At 71.2% G+C, this 22,075-nt stretch carries 20 protein-coding genes, 1 pseudogene and 1 riboswitch; of the genes and pseudogenes, 6 read left to right on the top strand and 15 right to left on the bottom strand.

The window, feature by feature from the left end; all coding sequences use genetic code 11:
* Positions 1-62: 62 nt before the first annotated feature.
* Both ACBJ59_RS05980 and ACBJ59_RS05975 read left to right on the top strand, forming a co-directional pair.
* The gene (locus ACBJ59_RS05980) at positions 63-821 is read left to right on the top strand and encodes an alpha/beta hydrolase (protein ID WP_375109160.1); all 759 of its coding nucleotides are present in this window, start codon (positions 63-65) and stop codon (positions 819-821) included.
* A 46-nt stretch (positions 822-867) separates the two neighbouring features.
* Complete coding sequence (locus ACBJ59_RS05975; protein WP_375109159.1) at positions 868-1,347, top strand: hypothetical protein; 480 nt, start codon at positions 868-870, stop codon at positions 1,345-1,347.
* A 16-nt stretch (positions 1,348-1,363) separates the two neighbouring features.
* Here ACBJ59_RS05975 and ACBJ59_RS05970 read toward each other — a convergent pair whose 3' ends face one another.
* From ACBJ59_RS05970 to ACBJ59_RS05940, 7 genes are all read right to left on the bottom strand, one after another.
* Positions 1,364-2,470, bottom strand: coding sequence for a hypothetical protein (locus ACBJ59_RS05970; protein ID WP_375109158.1), 1,107 nt, complete (start codon positions 2,468-2,470; stop codon positions 1,364-1,366).
* A 37-nt stretch (positions 2,471-2,507) separates the two neighbouring features.
* Positions 2,508-3,203, bottom strand: a complete 696-nt coding sequence (locus ACBJ59_RS05965; protein ID WP_375109157.1) for an endonuclease/exonuclease/phosphatase family protein — start codon at positions 3,201-3,203, stop codon at positions 2,508-2,510.
* 15 nt (positions 3,204-3,218) lie between these two features.
* The gene (locus tag ACBJ59_RS05960) at positions 3,219-4,151 is read right to left on the bottom strand and encodes an ROK family glucokinase (protein WP_375109156.1); all 933 of its coding nucleotides are present in this window, start codon (positions 4,149-4,151) and stop codon (positions 3,219-3,221) included.
* Positions 4,152-4,165: 14 nt separating this feature from the next.
* On the bottom strand, positions 4,166-4,588 hold the full coding sequence (locus ACBJ59_RS05955; RefSeq protein ID WP_375109155.1) for a DUF5304 family protein: 423 nt from the start codon (positions 4,586-4,588) through the stop codon (positions 4,166-4,168).
* 43 nt (positions 4,589-4,631) lie between these two features.
* A complete protein-coding gene (locus ACBJ59_RS05950) occupies positions 4,632-5,834 on the bottom strand; it encodes an ArsA family ATPase (protein WP_375109154.1) in 1,203 nt (400 codons plus the stop codon).
* Between the two features lies 1 nt (position 5,835).
* Positions 5,836-6,273: an SRPBCC family protein gene (locus tag ACBJ59_RS05945; protein WP_375109153.1), complete on the bottom strand. Its 438-nt coding sequence runs from the start codon at positions 6,271-6,273 to the stop codon at positions 5,836-5,838.
* A gap of 146 nt (positions 6,274-6,419) precedes the next feature.
* Entirely contained in the window at positions 6,420-7,187 is a 768-nt protein-coding gene (locus tag ACBJ59_RS05940; protein WP_375109152.1) for a metallophosphoesterase, read from the bottom strand.
* Positions 7,188-7,313: 126 nt separating this feature from the next.
* On the opposite strand from ACBJ59_RS05940, the gene ACBJ59_RS05935 reads away from it, so the two are divergent.
* The gene (locus ACBJ59_RS05935; protein WP_375109151.1) at positions 7,314-9,062 is read left to right on the top strand and encodes an AMP-dependent synthetase/ligase; all 1,749 of its coding nucleotides are present in this window, start codon (positions 7,314-7,316) and stop codon (positions 9,060-9,062) included.
* Here ACBJ59_RS05935 and ACBJ59_RS05930 read toward each other — a convergent pair.
* Entirely contained in the window at positions 9,047-10,885 is a 1,839-nt protein-coding gene (locus tag ACBJ59_RS05930) for an ABC transporter ATP-binding protein (RefSeq protein ID WP_375109520.1), read from the bottom strand. The genes ACBJ59_RS05935 and ACBJ59_RS05930 overlap by 16 nt on opposite strands.
* 72 nt (positions 10,886-10,957) lie before the next feature.
* A pseudogene (locus ACBJ59_RS05925) lies at positions 10,958-11,437 on the bottom strand (DeoR/GlpR family DNA-binding transcription regulator); the annotation flags it as partial.
* Positions 11,438-11,688: 251 nt separating this feature from the next.
* Between ACBJ59_RS05925 and ACBJ59_RS05920 the strand changes: the two are divergent.
* The 3 genes from ACBJ59_RS05920 to ACBJ59_RS05910 are packed head-to-tail and all read left to right on the top strand — an operon-like array spanning position 11,689 to position 14,758.
* The gene (locus ACBJ59_RS05920; RefSeq protein ID WP_375109150.1) at positions 11,689-12,972 is read left to right on the top strand and encodes an ABC transporter substrate-binding protein; all 1,284 of its coding nucleotides are present in this window, start codon (positions 11,689-11,691) and stop codon (positions 12,970-12,972) included.
* Complete coding sequence (locus tag ACBJ59_RS05915; RefSeq protein ID WP_375109149.1) at positions 12,972-13,844, top strand: carbohydrate ABC transporter permease; 873 nt, start codon at positions 12,972-12,974, stop codon at positions 13,842-13,844. Before ACBJ59_RS05920 ends, ACBJ59_RS05915 begins: the two co-directional genes overlap by 1 nt.
* The gene (locus tag ACBJ59_RS05910; RefSeq protein WP_375109148.1) at positions 13,841-14,758 is read left to right on the top strand and encodes a carbohydrate ABC transporter permease; all 918 of its coding nucleotides are present in this window, start codon (positions 13,841-13,843) and stop codon (positions 14,756-14,758) included. Before ACBJ59_RS05915 ends, ACBJ59_RS05910 begins: the two co-directional genes overlap by 4 nt.
* Here the strand turns inward: ACBJ59_RS05910 and ACBJ59_RS05905 are convergent.
* The 6 genes from ACBJ59_RS05905 to ACBJ59_RS05880 all read right to left on the bottom strand — a co-directional run bounded on the left by ACBJ59_RS05905 (position 14,755) and on the right by ACBJ59_RS05880 (position 22,049).
* Positions 14,755-15,888: a glycosyltransferase family 4 protein gene (locus ACBJ59_RS05905; RefSeq protein ID WP_375109147.1), complete on the bottom strand. Its 1,134-nt coding sequence runs from the start codon at positions 15,886-15,888 to the stop codon at positions 14,755-14,757. The genes ACBJ59_RS05910 and ACBJ59_RS05905 overlap by 4 nt on opposite strands.
* Positions 15,855-17,489, bottom strand: a complete 1,635-nt coding sequence (locus tag ACBJ59_RS05900) for a M48 family metallopeptidase (RefSeq protein ID WP_375109146.1) — start codon at positions 17,487-17,489, stop codon at positions 15,855-15,857. Before ACBJ59_RS05900 ends, ACBJ59_RS05905 begins: the two co-directional genes overlap by 34 nt.
* An 11-nt stretch (positions 17,490-17,500) precedes the next feature.
* Positions 17,501-18,364, bottom strand: coding sequence for a hypothetical protein (locus tag ACBJ59_RS05895; protein WP_375109145.1), 864 nt, complete (start codon positions 18,362-18,364; stop codon positions 17,501-17,503).
* A gap of 98 nt (positions 18,365-18,462) precedes the next feature.
* Positions 18,463-18,984 carry a C40 family peptidase gene (locus tag ACBJ59_RS05890; RefSeq protein ID WP_375109144.1) on the bottom strand — a complete coding sequence of 174 codons (522 nt, stop codon included), beginning with the start codon at positions 18,982-18,984 and terminating at the stop codon, positions 18,463-18,465.
* Positions 18,985-19,057: 73 nt separating this feature from the next.
* A riboswitch (cyclic di-AMP (ydaO/yuaA leader) is annotated at positions 19,058-19,222 on the bottom strand.
* Between the two features lie 444 nt (positions 19,223-19,666).
* On the bottom strand, positions 19,667-20,569 hold the full coding sequence (locus ACBJ59_RS05885; RefSeq protein ID WP_375109143.1) for an NlpC/P60 family protein: 903 nt from the start codon (positions 20,567-20,569) through the stop codon (positions 19,667-19,669).
* A gap of 157 nt (positions 20,570-20,726) precedes the next feature.
* Positions 20,727-22,049 carry an NYN domain-containing protein gene (locus ACBJ59_RS05880; protein ID WP_375109142.1) on the bottom strand — a complete coding sequence of 441 codons (1,323 nt, stop codon included), beginning with the start codon at positions 22,047-22,049 and terminating at the stop codon, positions 20,727-20,729.
* Positions 22,050-22,075: the final 26 nt, after the last annotated feature.

Raw genomic sequence — 22,075 nt, 5'->3', positions numbered from 1 at the left:
CATGCGACGATCGGGCCGTTCTGGAGGAAATCGCCGGAATGAAACAGCACAGAGGAGCTGTTATGCCGCTCATGCCAGGCGCGGATCCTTACCACCACGAAGCAGGCCAGGTCGGCGTGCTGCTGTGCCACGGGTTCACCGGCACGCCGCAATCGTTGCGACCGTGGGGTGAGTATCTGGCCGGGCACGGGATCAGCGTCTCGCTGCCCCGCCAGCCCGGACACGGCACCAGATGGCAGGAGATGAACAGGACGCGCTGGGAGGACTGGTACGCCGAGGTGGAGAAGGCGTTCGCCGACCTCCAGGGCCGCTGCGCGGAGGTGTTCGTGGCGGGGCTGTCGCTGGGCGGCTGCCTGGCGCTGCGGCTCGCCGAGGTGCACGGCACGGCCATCCGCGGCGTGGTGGTGGTCAACCCGTCGATCGCGAACGACGTTCCCCTGCTGAAGCTGGCTCCGTTGCTCAAATGGTTCGTGCCGTCGGTGCCCGGCGTCGCCAACGACGTCAAGAAACCCGGCGTGACCGAGCTGGCCTACACCCGCACCCCGGTGAAGGCCGCGGCCTCGCTGCCGGGGCTGTGGTCGCTGGTGCAGGCCGACCTGGCGAAGGTGACACAGCCGCTGCTGGTCTTCCACAGCGCGGAGGACCACGTGGTGAAGCCGACGAGTGTCGCGATCATCCGTGAGAAGGTCTCCCAGGCCACGATCGAGGAGCTTACCGATAGCTACCATGTTGCGACACTGGACAACGATGCCGACAGGATCTTTGCCGGGAGCCTCGACTTCATCCGGACACATGCCTCGGTACCCTTGCAGAGGGACTGATCGCACCCAGGGGGAAGTCGCGATCGCTGCGGAGAGGCCCATCTAGGTGACGCCCCAGAGTGACGAGGACGAGGTCTGGCGGCAGATCGTCGCGTCCTTCAACGACACAGCCGAGCACGACTCGGCCGACCAGCCCTGGCCGGACAGCGAGAACGTCCCCGCCGAGCCCACCCGCCGGGTCGTCAAACCTCCGGAGGAGGAACCCGGGGACCCCGGGGATCCCCGGGACCCTGGGGAGGACGACGACGAGCCGCGGGACGAGGGCGACGACGAGGAAGAGGGGCACTTCACGCCCCCGCCGCCGCCTCCCCTGCCCAAGCTGGACCTGACGACCAAGCTCGCGTGGGTGGCGCTGTTCGGCGGCCCCGCCTATCTGCTGGTCGCGGCGATGGCGAGCTGGCACATGGAGGGGTGGGCGCTGTTCACGGCCGTGGCGGCGTTCATCGGCGGGTTCGTGGCGCTGGTGGTGCGCATGGGCGACGGCCCGCCCAACGACTCCGGCTGGGACGACGGCGCCGTCCTGTAGGACGCGCCCGGCACTCCTACGACTTCTGCGTGGTCGTCCGGGGCGCGAACGACTCCACGACGTCGGTGTAGCGGTCGGCGGTGTCGACCGCGTGCCCGACCGCCCAGACCGTGCCCTTGCCCGCGAGATAGGTCACCGCCTGCAGGCGTACGCTGCTCCTGCCCTGCTTGACGGCGCCCCGGATGATCTCGCAGTCGCTCTTCTCGCAGCGCATCATGAACGGCTCCGCCGCCCGCGCGGGGTCGTAGCCGGTCATCCAGTAGCGGCCCTTGCCGTCGCCGGTCACGCCGTAGAGCCTGGCCTCGGAGCCGGGCAGCGACAGCTCGCGCCAGCGCTTGCCGTTCCAGGCCAGCGCCAGCGGGGTGATGTCGCCCGGCCCGCGGTAGACGCCGCCCACCGCCACCGCCCGCTTCGAGCTGTCCACCTGCACGTCGCGCAGGTAGCCGCCGGGGATGGCGGGCAGCGGCATGGACTTCCACGAGCCGCCGGAGCTGTGCACGATCAGCGGCTCGGTGCCGGTGTCGCCGACGGCGAACCCGCCCGCCACCGCGTAGAGCGCGCCCTTCTCCTTGGTCTCCTGCACGGTCCAGGAGTTGCCCTGGCCGGTGAGGATGAGCCCGTTCTTCTCGCGGCTGCCGACCGCCACGACCCGGCCGGACTTCGCGTCGACGCCGCCGAGCCAGTCTCCGGCCCGCAGCCCCTGCGGTCTGACCCGGTCGAACCCGGCCGCGTCGCCGTGCACGATGTACGGCAGCCCGTCGTGCCCGTCGCCGACCGCCCACACGTCGGAGGAGGAGGCGGCGGCCAGCCCGCGCAGATTGCCCGCGGCCGTGCCGTCGCGCACGCCCACCTCGGCCCACCTGCGGCCGTCCCAGTGGCGGATGGTGCCGCGGTTCTTCCAGACGTCCCAGATCTCCTGCTGACCCACCGCCCACACGTCGCTCGGGGAAACGGCGAGCACGTCGGAGAGCGAGCCGTCGGCCTGGAGGCGCACGCTGGTCGACTGCTGCCACGCCTCGGCGGCGGGCCGTGGATCGGCATGCGCGGCGGGCGTGACCTGCGTCAAGGCCACGGACGTCGCCAAGAACAAGGAGAGCGCACGCCGCTGAGAGCGACGGGTCATGAGGAAATGCTACGGGCTGGAGAGCCGGTCTTGCCCGTTAGTGCCCAACTCGCAACTCGGCGACAACGGGCAGGTGGTCGCTGGCCCCGGCCAGATCGGCGATCGGGGCGTCCACTCCCCCGCACGACACGACACGCGCCTCGCGCGCGGCGAACACCCCGTCGATGCGTACGGAGGGCCCGGCGGTCGGGAAGGTCGGCCCGTCGCCCTTGGGAGCCACCGCGTAGCAGTCGGCCAGCCGCCCGGCGAGATAGCGCCAGGCCGGCTGGTGCGCCTGCTCGTTGAGGTCGCCGGCGAGCACGATCGCCGCGCCGTACGCCGCCGCCACGCGCTCCATCAGCGCCACCGCCTCGGCGGCGTGGTGCACCCTGGCCGGGTCGTTGAGGTCGAGGTGGAGCGAGCCGACGGCCAGCCGCGCCCCCTCGGCCTGCACCACGGCGACGGCCAGCCCCCGCCGCTCCAGCCCGAGGAAGGCCCGCAGCCGGTGGCTCTCGGCGTGCAGCACGCGGGCCCGCCGGCCGGTGAGCACGGCCACGCCCCCGACCCGGCCGGGGGTGGCCACCGTCAGCCCGACGGCGGCGGCCAGGGCACGCCGCCTGGCCCGCCACCGGCCGAACCTGGGCGCCTCCTGCACGCACAGCACGTCGGCGCGCGCGGCACCGATGACCCTGGTCAGCGCGGGAACGCTGTCGCGCAGCCCGTGCAGGTTGTAGGTCGCGACCCTGATCGTCACGTGCGGGCGGCGGCTCTAGCGCTGCCTGGCCAGGTCCGCGGCGCCCACCACCCCGGCGGAGGCGCCCAGCTCCGCCAGCTTGATCTCGGCGAGCGGCCGGTGCCCGCGCCCGGTGATGCGCTCGGCGAAGGACTCTCTGGCCCGGTCGATGAACAGGTCGGCGGCCCGGGAGACGCCACCGCCGACGATGAAGCACCCGGGGTCGAGGATGGCGGCCAGGTCCGCCATGCCCTGGCCCAGCCAGTCGGCCAGGCTGCGGAAGGCGGCCAGCGAGGCGTCGTCGCCCAGCCGGGCGGCCTCGGTCACCTCCTCGCCCTCGATCGTGCCGCCGGCCAGCCCGAGCAGGATGCCCGCCCGCTCCGGCTCGGCCGCGGCGATCTCCCTGGCGTCCTTGACGAGGGCCTGGCCGCTGGCGTACTGCTCCCAGCAGCCGATGTTGCCGCACCCGCACTGCCGGCCTCCGGGCAGGACCTGCATGTGGCCCAGCTCGGCGCCCATGCCCCAGCGGCCCCGGTAGAGGGCGCCGTCGAAGACCAGGCCGCCGCCGATGCCGGTGCCGAGCGTCAGGCAGACCACGTGGGACTGGCCCCGGCCGGCCCCGAACCGGGTCTCGCCCCACGCCATGGCGTTGGCGTCGTTCTCGATCACGACCGGGAGGCCGACGAGGCCGCTGATCTTCTTCTGCAGCGGCTCCTCGCGCCAGGCGAGGTTGGGGGCGAAGCGCACCATCGACCGGGTCTCGTCCACGAACCCGGCCGCGCCGACCCCGACGGCCTCGATCTCTCTACCGTGCGACAGCTCGCGAACGACGTCGGCCACCGTCTCGGCCACCACCTCCGGGCGGTCGGCGGCGGTGGGCCTCAGTGTGTGTTCGACGATCTCGCCATTGTCGTCGACCACACCGGCGGCCACTTTCGTCCCGCCAATGTCGACACCGATCGTGAGCATTTGCGCCGTTCTCCCTATCCGAGATCTATGTGTTCCACATTGTCGCGGCGGCCGTCGTCGGTGTCGCGATCGCGGTCGTCGCGCGGCCTGCGGGGGGCGGCGGGCCTGCCCAACGCGTCGAGCGCGCCGCGGAACGCGGCGAACAGCTCACCGCCGGCGGCCACCAGGTGCCCGGTGACATCACCGCCGGACTCGCGCTGCGCCGCGATCGCCCGGCAGACCGGGCAGGCACGGCAGATGTACTCGTCGTGGGATTCGGACACGGCCTCTTCCCACACGTCCCGCTCCCTGCGGCCGCCGCCGGTGAAGGAGTTGAACATGGTCTTGCCGACCTGGCGGGTGGCCCGCCCCTGGATCGACTCGAACAGCTTGCGCGCCTCGTCGGCTACGGTGCCGATCGGGTCCCTGGCGGGATCCCTGTCATTGCTCTCGGTCATCTTGGCCCTCCCTGCGTTTGGGGTCGCTCATCCATTCAACTCATCAGGTCGCGGATTCGCTCCCCGAGTCGGACGGTAGCGCGGGCGGAACGCCGGCGGCACCGTCCGGGGACCACGTGACGCGGAGCACCCCGTCGCGCAGCACCGCCCCGCTGATCCTCCTGCGGGCCAGCGCCGCGGGCAGCGCCAGGATCCTCCGGTACGGGCCGGCGGTGACGATCAGCTCGTCGCCCTTGCGGGCCAGGTCGATGTCGTCGCGGTCGGCGCCGGGCAGGGCGAGCGCCACCTCGTCGGCGCTCATCCGCAGCGGCGGCTCGACGGAGTGGGCGGCGAACGGGTCGGACTCGCCGTACATCGCGGCACCCACCTCGGCCAGCGCGTCCTTGCCGACGGGCTCGGCGGGCAGGTAGGGGACGACGTGTATGGGCAGCGGCGCGAACGACTGCTCCGCCTCGGACAGCAGCCGCGACTGCGCCGCCACCCACTGGGCGCGCCACTCGTCGGCGCCCTCGGCCGGGAAGACCCGGTTGGCGATGACGGCGTCGACGCGGTAGCCGTACAGGTTGAGCGAGGTCAGGGTGCGCCTGGCCTCGGCGAGCACCACGGACTCGGGCGTGAGCACGAGCCGCACGGACGCGTGGTCGCCGGTGAGCAGCTCGCGCACCTCCATGAGGCCGCGGTGGAAGCGCTCCGCCGCGCTCATGACGTCCTCGCCGGGCGCGCTCACGTGGGCCACGCTGCGCACGAACGGGGAGACCAGCCGCACGATCTTGCGGCCGACCGGCATGAGCCGGGTGACGTGCCAGTCGAGCGCCTCGGGCAGGGCCAGCAGCCGCAGCGTCTCGGCGGTGGGGGCGCAGTCGACCACGATCACGTCCCAGCGGTCCTCGCGGGCGTGCTCGCGCAGCTCCAGCAGGGCGATGACCTCCTCGGCGCCCGGCAGGACGGTGATCTCCTCGGAGGTGATCTCGTCGAGGCCCAGATCGACCAGCACCCCCCGGGCGTAGCTCTGCAGCTCGCCCCAGTGGCGCTCCAGCGTCTTCTGCGTGTCCACCTGGTGCAGGTGCAGGCCCGGCGCGATCTCCCCGGGCTCGGCCCCGAGGGCGTCGGCCAGCGAGTGGGCCGTGTCGGTGGAGACGATGAGCGTCTTGAGGCCGCGACCGGCGGCCAGCGTGGCGGTCGCGGCGGCGGCCGTGGTCTTGCCGACGCCGCCCTTGCCGGTGAAGAGCAGGACCCGCGGGCTCAACTCAGCGGCCTTCGACGCGCTTCTTGAGGCCCTTGAGCGCGGTGTCCACGATCACCTTCTCGGCCTTGCGCTTGATCAGGCCGATCATGGGCACGCTGAGATCGACCGTGAGCTCGTACGTCACGTCGGTGCCACTGCCCGCGTCGGTGAGCCGGTAACTCCCCCGGAGGTCGGAGACCATCTTCCCCGGCTCGACCACCTGCCAGCTCACGCCGCCGTCGCCCTGCCAGGTGTAGCCGAGGGTGTAGGAGTCGCTGATCGGGCCGGCGTCCAGCACGAACCGCACCGTCCGCGCCCTGCCGTCCTCGTCGCTGGTGAGGACCTCGGCGCTCTTGACCTGCCCGGCCCACTCGGGGTAGCTCGGGAAGTCCGCGATGACCGCCATGACCTCGGCGCGCCCGGCGCCGATGGTGGTGCTCGAAGTGGTGCGATCAGCCATGCGACCACCGTAGTGCACAATCCGCTACTTGCGGCGGACCCCTGAACGGGGCCCACCGTAGTGCACAAACCGCTACTTGCGGCGGACCCCTGAACGGGGCCCACCGTAGTGCACAATCCGCTACTTGCGGCGGACCCCGGATGGCGTCACCACTCCAGGACGTAGGGGACGCCCCGGCCCCGGAAGTGGCCCACGTTCACGCACTCGGTACGCCCCACGCGGGCGCGGGCGTGCAGCGGGTTGTGGACGTGCCCGAACAGGGCGTACCGCGGCTGCGTACGCCTGATCGCCTCCAGCGTGGCCTGGCTGCCGCGCTCGAACCGCCGGGCCACCACGTCGTAGAGCAGCTGGGGCAGGGCGGGCGGGATGTGGCAGCACAGCACGTCCACCTCCCCGACGGCCTCGACCTTGGCGGCGTACTCCTCGTCGGTGAGCTCGTGCGGGGTGCGGTAGGGGGTCTTGAGCCCGCCGCCCACGAAGCCGAACCGCAGGCCGCCGATCTCCGCCACCTGCCCGTCCAGGACCTGGTGGCCGGGCCCGAGATAGTCGCTCCACAGCCGCGGGATGTCCACGTTGCCGTAGGTGAGGTAGGCCGGGGCCGGCATGGCGGCGAACAGGGCCGCGTACTGGGCGCGTACGTTCCGCTCGATGTGCTCGCGCGGATCGCCCTCGAGCGTCGCCCACAGCCGCGCCGACATGGCCCTGGCCTCGTCGAAGCGCTTGGCCGTGCGCAGCGCGATGAACTCCCTGGCGTTCTCGGCGCCGAACAGGTCGGCGAAGATGCCCTGCGCGTGGTCGTCGTAGTCGACGAACAGGATCAGGTCGCCCAGGCAGATCAGCGCGTCCGCCCCGTCGCCCGCCCGCGCCAGGGCGTCGGCTCTGCCGTGGACGTCGCTGACGACATGGACCCTCATGGGGAAAACTCTACGGGCGGCGGCTGCTAGCGTGAGGAATGCCCTTCATAACGCCTCAATGACGGAGCTACCGGCGCGTAACTTAAGGCGGTAACGTCCAGGCGGTCCCCGAAGAGGAGTTGATCCGTGCGCGAGTACAGCGTCCCCGTCCTGGTCGATGTGCCGGCTTCGGCCTGCCTGTCCGACACCGTCTTCCGGCGGGCCGAGCAGGAGCCCGGCGCGATCGTGATGCGCCGCAAGGTCGGCTCCGGCTGGCCCGTGGTCACCGCGGCCGAGTTCCGCGACCAGGTGGTGGAGGTGGCCAAGGGACTGATCGCGGCGGGCGTCGAACACGGTGACCGGGTCGCGCTCATGTCGCGCACCCGCTACGAGTGGACACTGGCCGACTACGCCATCTGGTCCGTCGGCGCGGTGACCGTGCCGATCTACGAGACGTCCTCGGTCGAGCAGGTCAGGTGGATCCTGCACGACAGCGACGCGAAGGCGGCGTTCGTCGAGCTGGACGCGCACGAGGAGACCGTCCGGGAGGCGGTGCCCGAGCTGAAGCCGATCTGGCGGCTGGAGGGCACGCTGGAGACGGGAGCGGTCTCCGCCTCCGACGTCGACGAGCGCAGGAAGCTCGTCTCCGCCTCCGACCTGGCCACGATCGTCTATACCTCCGGCACCACGGGCCGCCCCAAGGGCTGCCGGATCACCCACGACAACCTGCTGTTCACCGCGCTCAACGTGCTGCGGGGGCCGCTGGAGCCGCTGTTCGCCCGCAAGGACCCGGCCGCGCTGCTGTTCCTGCCGCTGGCGCACATCTTCGCGCGGATGATCCAGGTCGTGCTGATCGAGGCGGGCGCCGTCATGGCGCACACCCCCAACATGAAGAACGTCGCCCCCGACCTGCAGGACTTCAAGCCGACGTTCCTGCTGGGCGTGCCCCGGGTGTTCGAGAAGGTCTACAACGGCGCCGAGCAGAAGGCCATCGCCGGCGGCAAGGGCAAGATCTTCGCCCGCGCGGTGGACGTGGCGGTGGCCTGGAGCAAGGCCGAGAGCTCGGGGGGCGCGCCGCTCGGGCTGCGGCTGCAGCGGGCGGTGTTCGACAAGCTGGTCTACTCCAAGCTGCGCGCGGCAACCGGCGGCCGGCTCTCGGCGGCGGTGTGCGGCGGGTCGGCGCTGGGCGACCGGCTGGGCCACTTCTTCCGCGGCGTCGGCATCGAGGTCTTCGAGGGGTACGGGCTGACCGAGACCTCCGCCCCGTGCTCGGTCAACATGCCGGGCGCCAACAAGATCGGCACGGTCGGCAAGCCACTGCCCGGCGTCACGCTGCGCATCGGCGACGACGGCGAGATCCTGGCCAGGGGCAGGAACGTCTTCCCCGGCTACTGGCACAACGACTCCGCCACGGACGAGGTGATCGACTCCGAGGGCTGGTTCCACACGGGCGACGTCGGTGAGCTCGACGCGGACGGCTACCTGCGGATCACCGGGCGCAAGAAGGAGATCCTGGTGACGGCGGCGGGCAAGAACGTGGCGCCCGGCCCGCTGGAGGACGCGCTGCGGGCCCATCCGCTGATCTCCCAGGCCATGATCGTGGGCGACGGGCGGCCGTTCGTCGCGGCCCTGATCACGCTCGACCCGGAGGCCATGCCCGCCGGCTCGACCGTCGCGGACCTGCGCTCCGACCCGAAGGTGCGCGACGAGATCCAGGCGGCGGTGGACCGGGCGAACCTCTCGGTGTCCAAGGCCGAGCAGATCAAGAAGTTCGCCATCCTGGACGTGGACATCACCGAGGAGAGCGGGCACCTCACGCCCACGCTCAAGGTCAAGCGCAATCTCGTGATGCGGGACTTCGCCAAGGACATCGACGACCTCTACAGCGGCCACTGACCCGGCCGGGGGGTACGGGGCCCCTCCTGGTAGCCGCCGGCCTGGACGCGGAACAGTCGCGCGTACCGGCCGTCCGCTGCCATGAGCTGCTCGTGGCTGCCCAGCTCCGCGATCACGCCGTCCTCGAGGACCGCTATCACGTCCGCGTCCCGCACCGCGTCGAGCCGGTGGGAGATCAGCAGGCTGGTGCGGTCGGAGCGGTAGCGGCGCATGCGCAGTTGCACGTCATGCTCGGCCTCCGGGTCCAGGCCCGAGCTGGGCTCGTCGAGGATCATGAGGTCGGCGTGCTCGCGCAGGAACGCCCTGGCCAGCGCCACCCGCTGCCACTGCCCGCCCGAGAGCGTGACGCCGGTGCGCACCTTCTTGCCGGGCTTGAGCGTCAGGGCGAACAACCTGGTCAGCGCGGTGTCGTAGCCGTCCGGCAGGTCGCTGATCGCCTCGTCCACGCCCGCTTTGACGGCGGCGGCGCGGATGCGGTCGAGGTCGCCGATCGCGGTCAGGTCGCCCACGGCGATGTTGTCGCGGGCGCTGAAGTCGTAGGTCATGTGGTCCTGGAACACGGCGCCGAGCCTGGCGCGCAGCTCGGCCGGGTCCAGGTCGCGCAGGTCCACGCCGTCCCAGTGGATCGACCCGCGCACCGGGTCGTGGAAGCGGCACAGCAGCTTCGCGAGGGTGCTCTTGCCCGCGCCGTTAGGCCCCACCACCGCGACGGCCTGCCCGTACGGGATCGTCAGGGTGACCCCGCGCAGCACCCAGGGCAGGTCGTCGGCGTAGCGGAACCACACGTCGCGCAGCTCGACGCCGGTGGCGAGCGGGCGCGACGGGGCGGGTTCGGCGGCCACGGGGAGGTCGGGCTCGCTGTGCGCGATCTCCGCGTGGTGGCCGAACAGCAGGAGCCACTGATGCACGCCCGCGATGCCGTTCACCAGCGACGACAGCCCGGCCTGCAGCCCCGCCACCGCGGCGATGAACATCGACACGTCGCCGATCGTGAGCCCGCCGCTCCGGGCGGCGACGACCGCCCACACCAGGCCGCCCCCGGCGATGAGGACGCCGAGCAGTTCCAGGCCGACCTGGATGAACAGCTCGCCGCGGTCCATGTCCCGTTCGGCGGCGTTGGCGGTGGCGCGCTCGTCCAGCATGCGGCGGCGCATGAACGCCCCCAGGCCGAAGAGCCGGACTTCTTTGGCCGCCTCGACGCTGCTGAGGAGGTGGGAGTAGAAGAACTCGCGGCGCCGCACCGGCGTCATGTCCAGCATCACCCGCGCCCGCCGCCGGGCCAGGGCCAGCTGCGCGAGCAGCGCGGGGACCCCGGCGACCAGCACGATGCCGGCCATCATCGGGGAGATCACGATGACCGAGGTGATGAAGCCGCCGATCGTCAGGACCGTCCGCATCAGGTCGAAGGCGCTGCTGATCAAATGCCTGGCCATCTGGCCGCCGGTCGCGGCCAGGCGGAGCCGGTCGAGGAACGCCGGGCTCTCGTACGGGCCGAGGCCGACGAAGCGCTCCAGTGCGACGAACAGCCGGTCGAGGGCGCGCATCGAGACCTGCCTGCCCATCTCCGCCCCGAGGTACATCCCGAGTCGCGGCAGCGCGGCCATGGCCACGCCGACGAGCACCAGGGGCGGGAGCAGGACCGCCAGCTCGCTCAGCGGAGCCCCGCGGACCAGGTCGTCGATGACCAGCTTGGTGAACCAGGCGACCGCGACGGGGAGGGCGGCCTGGATCAGGGTGACGCTCGCGTAGCACACCGCCCGTACCGGGCCGGCGTGCCAGACTAAACCCGCTGCCTCGGCGACACTGCGCCGTATCGACCCCATGTCGCCACGGTAGGTCGCGTGGGAGCCTGCCGCGGGTGGGTCAGGGTGGGGCCGGGGTGGCGGTTTCCGGGGGTCGGCGATGAGGAGCTCGCCGACGTGACCGGCCAGCGCGTCCCTGACCGGCGGTGGCAGGCCGGCGTCGGAGACGAGTACGTCGGCCTCGGACAGCTCGGCGATGGTGCTGATGCCGACCGTGCCCCACTTGGTGTGGTCGGCGGGCACGACCAGGCGGGTGGCCGCCTCCACCAGGGCCCGGTCCGTATCGGCCTCCATCAGGTTGGGCACGGTGAAGCCGGCCCTGACGGTCATGCCGTGCACCCCGAGGAACAGCACGTCGACGTTGAGCCGGCGGATCGAGGCCACCGCCATCGGGCCGACCAGGGCGTCGGAGGGCGTGCGTACGCCGCCGGTCAGCACGACCGTCTGGTCGGGGCGGCCCGCGTGCCGGAAGACGTCGGCGACGCGCACCGGGTTCGTGACCACGGTGAGGCCGGGGACGGTGGTCAGGTGGTGGGCGAGGGTCCAGGTGGTGGTGCCGGCCGACAGGCCCACCCGCCGCGTACCTCGGCCAGCAGCCCGCGTTCGGGCGCTGCGGGGCGAGCATCGGCATCACCAGATCCCAACAGGTTCCGACACGTCCGCGTTCGCATCATGACATGACTCCGGCGCCACGGCTTCCGGCAAATCATCACGAAACCGGGCGTTGACAGTCCGAAATGTTGGCCCTTCGATGAAGGAAGGTGTGTGAACTCGGGGGAATCTGAAGGGTCCGGCTCGGAAGGGTCCGGCAAGGAGGAACCACGATGGACCGACGATCGCCGATCTCCCGCCGTAATCTCCTGCTCGGAAGCGCCGCCGCGTTCGGCGTTCCGGCCGTCCTGGCCGCGTGCGGCTCCGACTCCCCAGCGCCCGGGCAGCCGACCGGCGGCGGCCTGGGCACCGTCACGATCGGCTCGAACGCCTCCGACGAGATCCCGAAGAAGTCCCTGGACACCGTGGTGAAGGGCTTCACGCAGGCCACGACCCGGATCAACACGGTGGACCACAACACGTTCCAGGAGAACATCAACCGCTATCTCAGGGGCACGCCCGAGGACGTCTTCACCTGGTTCGCGGGCTACCGGATGCAGTTCTTCGCCGAGCAGGGGCTGGCCATCGACATCTCGGACGTGTGGCGGGAGATCGGCGCCGACTACACGCAGGCGTTCAAGGACCAGTCGACCGGCATCGACGGCAAGCAGTACTTCGTGCCGTTCACGTACTACCCGTGGGCGGTCTTCTACCGCAAGAGCGTCTGGCAGGAGAAGGGGTACGAGCCACCGGCCACGCTGGACGAGTTCACCGCGCTGGCCAGGAAGATGAAGACCGACGGGCTCATCCCGATCGCCTTCGCCGACAAGGACGGCTGGCCGGCGATGGGCACGTTCGACATCCTCAACATGCGGATGAACGGCTACGACTTCCACATCGCGCTCATGGGCGGCAAGGAGTCGTGGACGGATCCCCGGGTCAAGCAGGTCTTCGACACCTGGCGGGGGCTGATGGAGTTCCACCAGCCGGCCGCGCTGGGCCGTACGTGGCAGGAGGCCGGGCAGTCGCTGGCGCAGAAGAAGACCGGGATGTACCTGCTCGGGATGTTCGTCGCCCAGCAGTTCCCCGAGGCCGACCGCGACGACCTCGACTTCTTCACCTTCCCGGAGATCAACCCGACCTACGGCACCGACTCGATCGACGCCCCCATCGACGGGTACATGATCTCCGCCAAGGCCAAGAACGTGGAGGGCGCCAAGGCCCTGCTCAAGCACTTCGGCCAGGCCTCCTCGCAGAACATCGCCACCAGGCTGGACCCCGGCACGCTGGCCGCCAGCTCCAAGGCCGACACCTCCGGCTACAGCGCCCTGCAGAAGCGCGGCGCGGAGCTGGTGTCGAAGGCCACGCACATCGCCCAGTTCCTCGACCGTGACACGCGGCCGGACTTCGCCTCCACGGTGATGATCCCGTCGCTGCAGTCGTTCGTGAGCAAGCCCGACGAGATCGACTCGCTGCTGACGAGCATCGAGAAGCAGAAGGCCAACATCTTCCGCTGATGGCAGTCAAGACCCGCCGCTACTCCGCCCGGGACGTGACCGTCCTGGTCATCGGGCTGGGGATGGCCATCGCCGTCAACGTGAGCTTCATCTGGGGGCCCACGCTGGCCTCCATCGGGCTGTCCGGCACCGACTGGGGCGGCATCGGGCCCATCGACTGGGTGGGCGGGCAGAACTACCACGACCTGTCGGCCGAGTACCCGCCGTTCTGGTCGGCGGTCCGCAACAACGTGTTGTGGCTGGCCTTCCTCGGGCTGGTCGCGACGCCGTTCGGGCTGTTCTGCGCGGTGCTGCTGGACCGGCGGCTGCGGCTGTCGCGGGTCTACCAGAGCGCCCTGTACATGCCGGTCGTGCTGTCGCTGGCGGTGGTCGGCTTCATCGCGCAGCTCGTCTACTCCACCGACTACGGCGTGCTGAACGCGGTGACCGGGCTGAGCGTGGACTGGCTGGGCGACAGCTCGGTCAACATCTGGGTGGTCATGGTCGCGGCGGGCTGGCGGCACGTCGGCTACGTCATGATCATCTATCTGGCGGGGCTCAAGGCGGTCGATCCGGCGCTGAAGGAGGCGGCGGCCATCGACGGGGCCAGCGAGCGGCAGGCGTTCTTCCGGGTAGTGTTCCCGACGCTGCGGCCGGTCAACGTGATCGTGCTGGTCATCACGGTGATCGAGGCGCTGCGGGCGTTCGACATCGTCTATGCCATCAACAAGGGCAGGAACGGGCTGGAGCTGCTGTCGGTGCTGGTCACCGAGAACATCGTGGGCGAGGCCAGCAGGATCGGGTTCGGCTCGGCGATCGCGGTGATCCTGCTGGTGATCTCGATGGGGTTCATCATCACGTACCTGTCGCAGCTGTTCAGGGAGGAGCGATGACCCTCACCGCCCCGGCCCCCGCTCCCCCGGCCCAGGAGCGGCGCGCCCCCTCGCGGCGCCCGGTCCGGCCGCTGCGCGTCCTGCTGCACGCCTTCCTCGTGCTGGTGGGGCTGGGCTGGCTGCTGCCGCTGGTGCTGGCGGTGTACGCGTCGCTGCGGCCGTACGACGAGACCGCCCGCCTGGGGTACTTCTCGCTGCCGGAGAACCTCACGCTCGACTACTACGGAAAGGCGTGGAGCCAGGCCGAAATACCTCACTACTATCTGAACACGTTGATCATCGTCGTTCCCGGCGTGCTGATCACGTTGGCGCTGGCCTCGTTCACGGCCTTCGCGATCGCGCGGCTGCGCATCCCCGGGCGCAAGACGCTGCTCATCGTGTTCACCGCGGGCAACCTGCTGCCGCCGCAGGTCCTCATCACGCCGCTCTACACGCTCTACACGCTCGTCCCGCTGCCCGCCTGGCTGTCGGACTCGCAGTCGCTCTACGACTCCTACCTGGGGCTGATCCTCATCCACGTGGCGTTCCAGTTCGGCTTCTGCGTGTTCGTGATGGCGAACTTCATGCGCACGATCCCCGTGGAGATCACCGAGGCGGCGCTGGTGGACGGGGCCGGGGTGTGGACGCGTTACTGGCGGCTGACGCTGCCGCTGTGCCGTCCGGTGCTGGCGGCGCTGGCCACGCTGCAGTTCACCTGGATGTACAACGACTTCCTGTGGGCCCTGGTGCTGATGTCGTCGGGCGACAAGCTGCCCGTCACCTCGGCGCTGAACAACCTGCGCGGCCAGTTCTTCACCGACTACAACCTGCTGGCCGCCGGCTCGGTGCTGGTGGCGCTGCCGACGCTGATCGTCTTCCAGATGTTGCACAAGCAGTTCGTCGCCGGGCTCACGCTGGGGTCCACGAAGGGTTAGAGCAGCGCACGGAATCGGGCGGCCACCTGGTCCCACGCCCATTCGCGGGCGACCCAGTCGCGGCCGCCCGCGCCCATCTTGCGCGCCTTGTCGGGGTCGGTCAGCAGCTCGACGATGGCCTGCGCCACCTCGTCCGCGTCCTCCCCGTTCACCACCAGCCCCGTCTCGTCGGCCCGCACCGCGTCGGGCGCGCCGCCGGACGCGCCCGCCACCACCGGCAGCCCGGTCGCGGACGCCTCCAGGAACACGATCCCGAGCCCCTCCACGTCCACCCCTCCGAACCGGGTACGGCACGGCATCGCGAACACGTCCGCCGCCGCGTAGTAGCCGGGCAGGTCGGCCGCCGGCACCGTGCCGGTGAACCTGATCGACTCCCGCCCGGCCGCCAGCCGCTCCAGCCGCCCTCGGTACGGGCCGCCGCCCACCAGCAGCAGCACCGCCTCCGGCACCGCGCGCAGCACCTGGGGCCAGGCCCTGATGAGCTGGTCCTGGCCCTTGCGCGGCACCAGGCGCGACACGCACGCGACGACCGGCCGGCCCGGCAGTCCCAGCTCGGCCTTGGGCGCGCCGGGGTGGAACTGCCCGACGTCCACGCCGGGCGCGAGCCGTACGAGCTTGTCCGCGGGGATGGCGGCGGCCAGCCGCTGGCGCGTGTACTCCCCCAGGTACGTCACCACGTCGGCGTGCCGGCCGATCCTGCGCAGCACCGAGCGGAAGCCCGGCGCGCTCGCCCACGACGCCTCGTGGCCGTGGGTGAGCATCACCACCCTGCGCGCGCCCGCCCGGCGCAGGCGCGGCGCGAGCAGGCCGAGCGGCGCCGCCGCGCCGAACACCACGGTGTCCGCGCCGTGCTCGGCCACCAGCCCGGCCGCCGTCCGCGCGACGGCCGGGGTGGGCAGCATGAGCCGCGTCGGGTGCCGCACGATCCGGTACGGCTGGCGCCGGTCGAACTCCGCGCACCCCGGCCAGGCGGGGGCGTAGACGGCCACGCCGGGCGTGCGCAGCGCGAGCCCGTGCACGAACGACTGGATGCCGCCCGGTCGGGGCGGGAAGTCGTTCGTCACGAAGACCACTCTGGGCCCGGCCGCGGGGTCGGTCACGGTACGGGTACGCCGTTCAGCTCGGCCCATGAGCGGGCCATGGCGATGCGCTCGGGGCTGGAGGGATGGGAGGCATAGAGCACATATTCCACCGCATTAGGCGACAAGTCGGAAATATTGGTCACTGCCAGGCGTTTCTGCATGGCGATGAACGTGGCGGGATCCTTCGTCAGGTCGAGCGCGTGGACGTCGGCCCGGGCCTCGATGTGCCGGCTGACCACGTTCTGGAACGGGCCGACGAGCAGCGAGCCGACGGTTGCGAGCCCCACCAGCGCGCAGACCGCCCGCGGATCGGTGATCGAGGTGACACCGGTGCGCCGCCGGACCGGGGTGAAGACGAGGAACAGCGCGATCGCGCCCAGCCCGGCGCCCAGGCCGCCGATGAGCGTGCCGTGGAGCACGTCGTCGTACTTGGCGTGGCCCAGCTCGTGCGCCACGACCAGCTCGACCTCCGGCTGCGGGGCCCGGAGCAGCGTGTCGTAGACGACGATGCGGCGCGTGGCGCCGAAGCCGGACACGTACGCGTTGAGCGCCGTCGTCCTGCGCGAGGCGTCGGCCACCAGCACGTCCTCGACCGGCACGCCGTCCCGCTCGGCCATGTCGAGCAGCTTCGTCCGCAGCGCGCCCTGCGGCATGGAGGTGAAGTCGTTGAACATCGGCTCGAACACCACCGGGTACACGAACGACGCCACCACCGTCAGCGCGAACGCCCCCACCGCGGCGGGGATCCACCACCGCCGCACCTTGCGGGCCAGCGCCACCAGGGCCGTCAGCATCACGCAGAGCAGGAACACCTCCACGCCCAGGTTCTTCAGCCGGTCGCCCGCCCAGCCGGCCCAGTCCTGGGTGGACAGGCCGTAGTCGCGCATGATCGTCTCGAACCAGACGCCCAGCGGCCACCTGACCAGCTCGACGATCGCGGTGATGACCACGACGCCGAGGATCACCCGCAGCCACCAGGGGCCCTTGAGCCACCCCACCGCCCTGGCCCCGAGCGGGGTGGCGAGCAGGAGCCCGGCGAAGACGATCGTGAGCGCGAGCGACAGGTAGCTCGGCAGGCTCGTGGCCGCGTCGAACGCCTCCGCCCTGGCGATCTGGGCGGCGGTGAAGTCGCGGGCCGGATCGGGCGGCCCGCCGGTCAGCACGTGCCACGGAGTGGTGAAGGCGGTCACCGCCAGGATCACGACGCCGAGGAGCACCAGCGCGACGGCGGCCTGCCGCCTCAGCCCGCTCTCCCCGGCGGGCGGCCCTCCGTTCACGGGCGTCTCCCCACCGTCTCGTGTCCACGCTCGGGCTCCGGCTCGGGTCCGGGCCCCAGGCTCGCCCGGCACCGCCTCTCCGGCACCCTGGAGGACCGTCTCAGGAGCCGCCCCACGAGCCGCCCCACGAGCCGCCCCACGAGCCGCCCCACTGGCCGCCTCACCCGCCGCCTCACTGGCCAGTTCCCCGGCGGCCGCCCCGCCGCCGTGTCCGGCCGTCCCCGCCGCCGTGGCCGCACCCTCCGGCGGCCCGGCGCCCGGCTGCCCGGCGCCCGGCTGCCCGGCGGCCACGGCGGCCATCGCGCCGTCCGGTGCGCCGTCCGGGGGCTCGTCCTGCCGTGCCGCGTCGTCCTCGTCCTGCCGTTCGCTCATCTGCCTCCCCTTCACACGAGCTGATCCCGCACGTATTCGCGCCACCGTGCCGTCAGCGTGGCGACGGAGAGCCCCAGTGAGGCGAGTGCCCGGTCGAGGCCGGCCGCCTGAGCTTCACGGTAGAGCCTCACCAGGGTCCCTTCACCGAACCGGTCAGCCAGGAAGCGACACGCCAGCCAGGCCTCCTGGTAAGCCCGCGCCAGCCGGTCGGGGGCCCGCCCGTCGGCCGCGAAAGCCGCAGGTGCCGGCAAAGCGTTCGGCAGGCGCCCGGCGCGGACCTCGGCGGCCAGCTCGGCGGCGGCCGTCGCCACGGGGAGCCCGGCGTCGCGGTAGCCGACGTAGTCGGCGAAGCCCTCGTAGAGCCAGACGGGGAGGTGGTCGGTGCCGGCGGCGACGTGGGTGAGCTCGTGGGCGAGCACCACGTCCCTGCCGGTGGGATTGAGGGTGGCGAAGAGCTCGGGTACGACGATCACCCGCCCGCGGTCGGCCACCGCGGCCAGGCCGTCCAGCCGCTCCACGCCGGCCAGCCGGGCGGCCTCGCGGGCGGAGTCAGGGACGACGACCAGGGGGCGTACCGGCCTGCCGAGCACGGCCGAGACCCGCAGCCCGGCCCGATCGGCGAGCCGCGCCATCTCGTCGAGCGAGCCCGCGCCCTGACCGCCCTGGCCGACCCGACCCTGACCGACCTGACCGACATAGCTGACATGACCAACATGGGCGACGACAACGGACCGGCCGCCGCGCCGGACGACCGTGCGGCCGCCGGGCCACAGGTCGAGGATCCCCGAGGGGAGGACCGGGGGTTCGGGGCCACCGGCGAGGGCGAGGAGCAGCAGGCCGGCCACCGCGGCTCGTCGGCTCACCTGCTCGGACACGATGCCCGATCGTAGCCCCACCACATGAGTGCTCCCGCGGACGCGCGAGAGCCCCGCCCGAATCCAGGAAGGTCTCCAGGAATCCGGACGGGGCTTCTTCACATGCCGGGACGGACCGCGCCGACGAATGACGACTTACGCCATCCGCCCAGCTTGTCGATGCGCACCCGTTCGCCTGTCCGTGGCGAGTGGATCATCTTGCCCTTGCCGACGTACATGCCCACGTGGCCGAGCCCGCTGAAGAACATCAGGTCACCCGGCTGGAGGTTCCGCCAGGAGATCCTGCTCTTGATGCGGGCGAACTGGCTGCTCGCCACGCGCGGGAGCGTCACCCCGGCCCTCTTCCAGGCGAACTGGACGAGTCCGGAGCAGTCAAACGAACCAGGTCCTGTGCCACCGTAACGGTACGGGTCACCGATCTGATCCTTGGCCACGGCGACGGCCTTGCGGGCCTTCGCTTTCTGCCGAGCGATCCTGGCCGCCCGTCGCTGGGCTGCCGTGGCCGACGTCGACGTCTTGGCGGTGGTCTCCGCCTTCGCCGTCTCAGCGGCCGATTCGCTCGTCGTCGCCGCCTGAGCCGTTGGGGCAGGGAGGATCAGACCTCCGGCCGTCACGGTCATCGTGAGCGCTACGCCGCTCAGGGCAAGGCGGGACAGGCGGGGGTTCTGCAGGGAGGTAGACAGGATTTCTCCTTGTGTCTTCCACGAACGCCTACCGGGTTAGCTGACGGATTCGGGCCTGGAAGTCGCCCTACGGCGCGATGACGCGCCGATTCACCCCTGATCCCTGGGGAAACGTGGGATCGCTGGGTCCCCGGCTCCGTGCCTCCTGGCTGCACGGACTCGGCAGGTCGTCACCCCGATTGATTGCGATATGCAGATATCTGGGGATATCGGGGACGACCGGCGGATTCTTTTCTGTCTCGCATCGGGAGGGACCGATGCGGGTTCGCGGTGTCATGGCTTGTTCACCGCGACGACGCCAGAAGCTACGCCGAAAGGTCAAGGATCGGCAAAGCGGGAGTCAGGTTGTAAAGATCAGACAGCAGGGCCAGTAAGGAAGGAAACCCCTGCTGGAACACCAGGTTCCGTTATCCAAATGTGACCCTGCTCACACTTCTGACAGCCCGCGCTTGTCAGGCGTCGTTTGTCGCGTTTGTCACATTTTTCGCAGGAATTGACGGCCGTTTCGCGCCGTGGGAACGCTCCCGCCCCGGATCGCACGCCGGCAGACGCCACCTACTATGTGGCATCGTAGAAGCGGATGTGAGGCCGAAATCCGGTCGGGCGGGAGCCGAAAATGTTACGGGCGGACCGCGCCGACCAGGGAGCGGCCGTACGCGGAGAGCGCGACGACCTTCACGACGTCGCCCGTCTGCGGCGCGTGGACGATCTGCCCGTTGCCCGCGTAAATGCTGACGTGGCCCAGGCCCTCGCTGAAGATGAGGTCACCGGGCTGCAGGGAGTCGAGGTCCACCTTGCGGCTCGCGCCCCACGCCCACTGCTGCCACGTCGTACGCGGCAGCGTGACGCCGGCCGCCGCCCAGGCCGCCTGGGTCAGGCCCGAGCAGTCGTACCCGCGCGGCCCCGTCCCGCCGTAGATGTACGGCTTGCCCACCTGCGCGTACGCGAACCGCAGCACCGCCGCCGCGCTCCCCGAGGCCGGGCCCGTGTACTTGATGCCCGTGCTGTTCGGGTTGCCGGGGTTGTAGGCACCCAGCTTGTCCAGCAGCTTCTTCTGGTCGACGATCAGCTTGCGGATCTCCGAGCGCTCCTTCTCGACCGCGTCGCGCTCCTTGTCCGCCTCCTCGAGGGCCTCCTGCGCCTTGTCGCGCTCGACCTTCAGCCCGCGGTTCTCCCGGTCGAACGCCGCCAGCTTCTCCGCGCGCTCCTGCGCGAGCTGACCCGCGACGGCCAGCCCCGACAGCGTGCTCTGGGGGTCGTCCGAGGTCATGATCCCGGGCCAGGAGGTGACGTCCTCACCGAGCTGGTAGCTGTCGACGGCCATGCCGATCACCTGCGCGCGCAGGTCCGCGACCGTCTCCAGCTTGCGCTTGTAGCTGTCGTTCAGCTTGGTGAAGGTGCTCTTGGCCTTCTTGTAGCGCTCGTTCGCCGTGTTGAACCGGTCGACGACCTTGTCAGCCTTGTCGTTGAGCTTCTCGAGCTTGGCCTTGGCCTGGCCGAGAGTGGGTTTGGGATCAGCCATCGCCGCTCCCATCGGGCACATCACCAGCCCGAACGCGAGACCCGCGGCCACCGGCACCCGGCCAAACCTCACAGTGTCGCCTCCCAGGGATTACATCTGGGGCGAAATAGTACAGAAGTGGCGGGTGGGGTCTGCCCCAAACGCACCAATTCGTAATCTAGGCGCGGCCCAGTCTGCGCAGCAGCAGACCTGACGGAACCGGTCTGGCACCCATGCGCCTGACCGACTCGGCGACCTCGCGGTCCGACGACACCACGGCGATGGCCCGGCCGGGCGGCTCGGCGCGTACGAGCTGGCGGATGAGGTCGTCGGCGATCTCCCCCGGCGCGCTGAACAGCACCCGCACCCCGCGCGGCGCGACCACCTGCACGGGGACGTTGAGCTCCGCCCCGTCGAACACCACGGTGACCTCGACCCTGGTCTGCGCCACCAGCCCGCCCAGCGCGGTCATGAGCCGGTTGCGCTGGTCGGCGAGGGTGAGGGTGCCGTAGCCGGTCTTGGTGACGTTGTAGCCGTCGATGATCAGGTGCACCTGCGGCAGCGCCAGGAGCTGGTCGAGGAGCTGCGGGTCGTCGTCGGCCAGCGCACGCGCGGGCACCCCGCGCACGCCGGGACGCTCGCCGGTGACGGCCGCGACCGAGTCGGCGGGCCGGCTGATCGTGGTCGGCAGGGCCAGCTCGCGGCGCAGCCCGGCCGAGGCGTCCTGCAGCGCGTCGAGCAGCACCCGGACGCGCGCGTCCTCGATGCTCCGGCCCTCGCGGGCGGCCCGGCGCGAGGCCTCCAGCTGCTTCTCCACGTCGGCCAGCCGCTCGCGCAGCCGCCGCAGCTCGGACTCCCCGGCGCTGCCGGCGGCCGAGGCGGCCGTCTTGGCCTCCTCCGCCGCGTGCTCCATCTCCTCGGCCCGCCGCACCGCGGCCTTGGCCCGCTCGCGGGCTTCGTGCAGCTTGCGGCGCAGGTCGGAGTTCTCCGCGCGGGCCGCCTTGATCTGCTCGCGCAGCCGGTCGGCCTCCTCCTTGGCGGCGCTCTTCTGCGCGGCGAGCTGCTCGCGCAGCCGGGTGACCGCCTCCTCGCGCTCCGAGCCCTCGGCCGCCACCGCCGACTGCTCCAGGTCGGTGCGGGCGGCTTCGATCATCTCCGCCCAGCCCGGCGGCCGGGTGAGGTAGGCCGCCGCGGCCACGAGCACCGGGTCGGCGGCGGGCGGCACGTTGCCCTCGGCCAGCGAGGTGACGAGCTCCGGCCAGCCCGCCGCCACCGACTCGGCGACCAGCTCGCGGAACTTCTTGTCGTTCTCCAGCTGCGCCGCGATCGGCGCGCTGCCCAGCTTGGCGCGCTTGCGGGGGTCGAACTTGGCGATGCCGCGCAAGGGCGGCGGTATGGAGGTGGAGGGCATCGTCCCGAGGACTTGAGAGGCCAGATCGACCACATTGAGCCGCACCTGCTCGGGAAGCGGGCGAGACAGGCCTTCACCCGCTGAACTCATCCCACTTGTCCCTTCGTGACATGCCC

The organism is Nonomuraea sp. MTCD27, assembly GCF_041950495.1.
Taxonomy (GTDB): domain Bacteria; phylum Actinomycetota; class Actinomycetes; order Streptosporangiales; family Streptosporangiaceae; genus Nonomuraea.
This window is presented reverse-complemented; position numbering and strand designations above follow the sequence as displayed.

Bases quoted from the DNA above. Each gene is read 5' to 3' on its own strand.
- ACBJ59_RS05980 (WP_375109160.1), top strand. From the start codon at position 63: ATGCCGCTCATGCCAGGCGCGGATCCTTACCACCACGAAGCAGGCCAG.
- ACBJ59_RS05970 (WP_375109158.1), bottom strand. From the start codon at position 2,470: ATGACCCGTCGCTCTCAGCGGCGTGCGCTCTCCTTGTTCTTGGCGACG.
- ACBJ59_RS05960 (WP_375109156.1), bottom strand. From the start codon at position 4,151: ATGCTCACGATCGGTGTCGACATTGGCGGGACGAAAGTGGCCGCCGGT.
- ACBJ59_RS05955 (WP_375109155.1), bottom strand. From the start codon at position 4,588: ATGACCGAGAGCAATGACAGGGATCCCGCCAGGGACCCGATCGGCACC.
- ACBJ59_RS05945 (WP_375109153.1), bottom strand. From the start codon at position 6,273: ATGGCTGATCGCACCACTTCGAGCACCACCATCGGCGCCGGGCGCGCC.
- ACBJ59_RS05940 (WP_375109152.1), bottom strand. From the start codon at position 7,187: ATGAGGGTCCATGTCGTCAGCGACGTCCACGGCAGAGCCGACGCCCTG.
- ACBJ59_RS05930 (WP_375109520.1), bottom strand. From the start codon at position 10,885: ATGGGGTCGATACGGCGCAGTGTCGCCGAGGCAGCGGGTTTAGTCTGG.
- ACBJ59_RS05920 (WP_375109150.1), top strand. From the start codon at position 11,689: ATGGACCGACGATCGCCGATCTCCCGCCGTAATCTCCTGCTCGGAAGC.
- ACBJ59_RS05915 (WP_375109149.1), top strand. From the start codon at position 12,972: ATGGCAGTCAAGACCCGCCGCTACTCCGCCCGGGACGTGACCGTCCTG.
- ACBJ59_RS05910 (WP_375109148.1), top strand. From the start codon at position 13,841: ATGACCCTCACCGCCCCGGCCCCCGCTCCCCCGGCCCAGGAGCGGCGC.
- ACBJ59_RS05905 (WP_375109147.1), bottom strand. From the start codon at position 15,888: ATGGGCCGAGCTGAACGGCGTACCCGTACCGTGACCGACCCCGCGGCC.
- ACBJ59_RS05900 (WP_375109146.1), bottom strand. From the start codon at position 17,489: ATGAGCGAACGGCAGGACGAGGACGACGCGGCACGGCAGGACGAGCCC.
- ACBJ59_RS05890 (WP_375109144.1), bottom strand. From the start codon at position 18,984: ATGACCGTGACGGCCGGAGGTCTGATCCTCCCTGCCCCAACGGCTCAG.
- ACBJ59_RS05885 (WP_375109143.1), bottom strand. From the start codon at position 20,569: ATGGCTGATCCCAAACCCACTCTCGGCCAGGCCAAGGCCAAGCTCGAG.
- ACBJ59_RS05880 (WP_375109142.1), bottom strand. From the start codon at position 22,049: ATGAGTTCAGCGGGTGAAGGCCTGTCTCGCCCGCTTCCCGAGCAGGTG.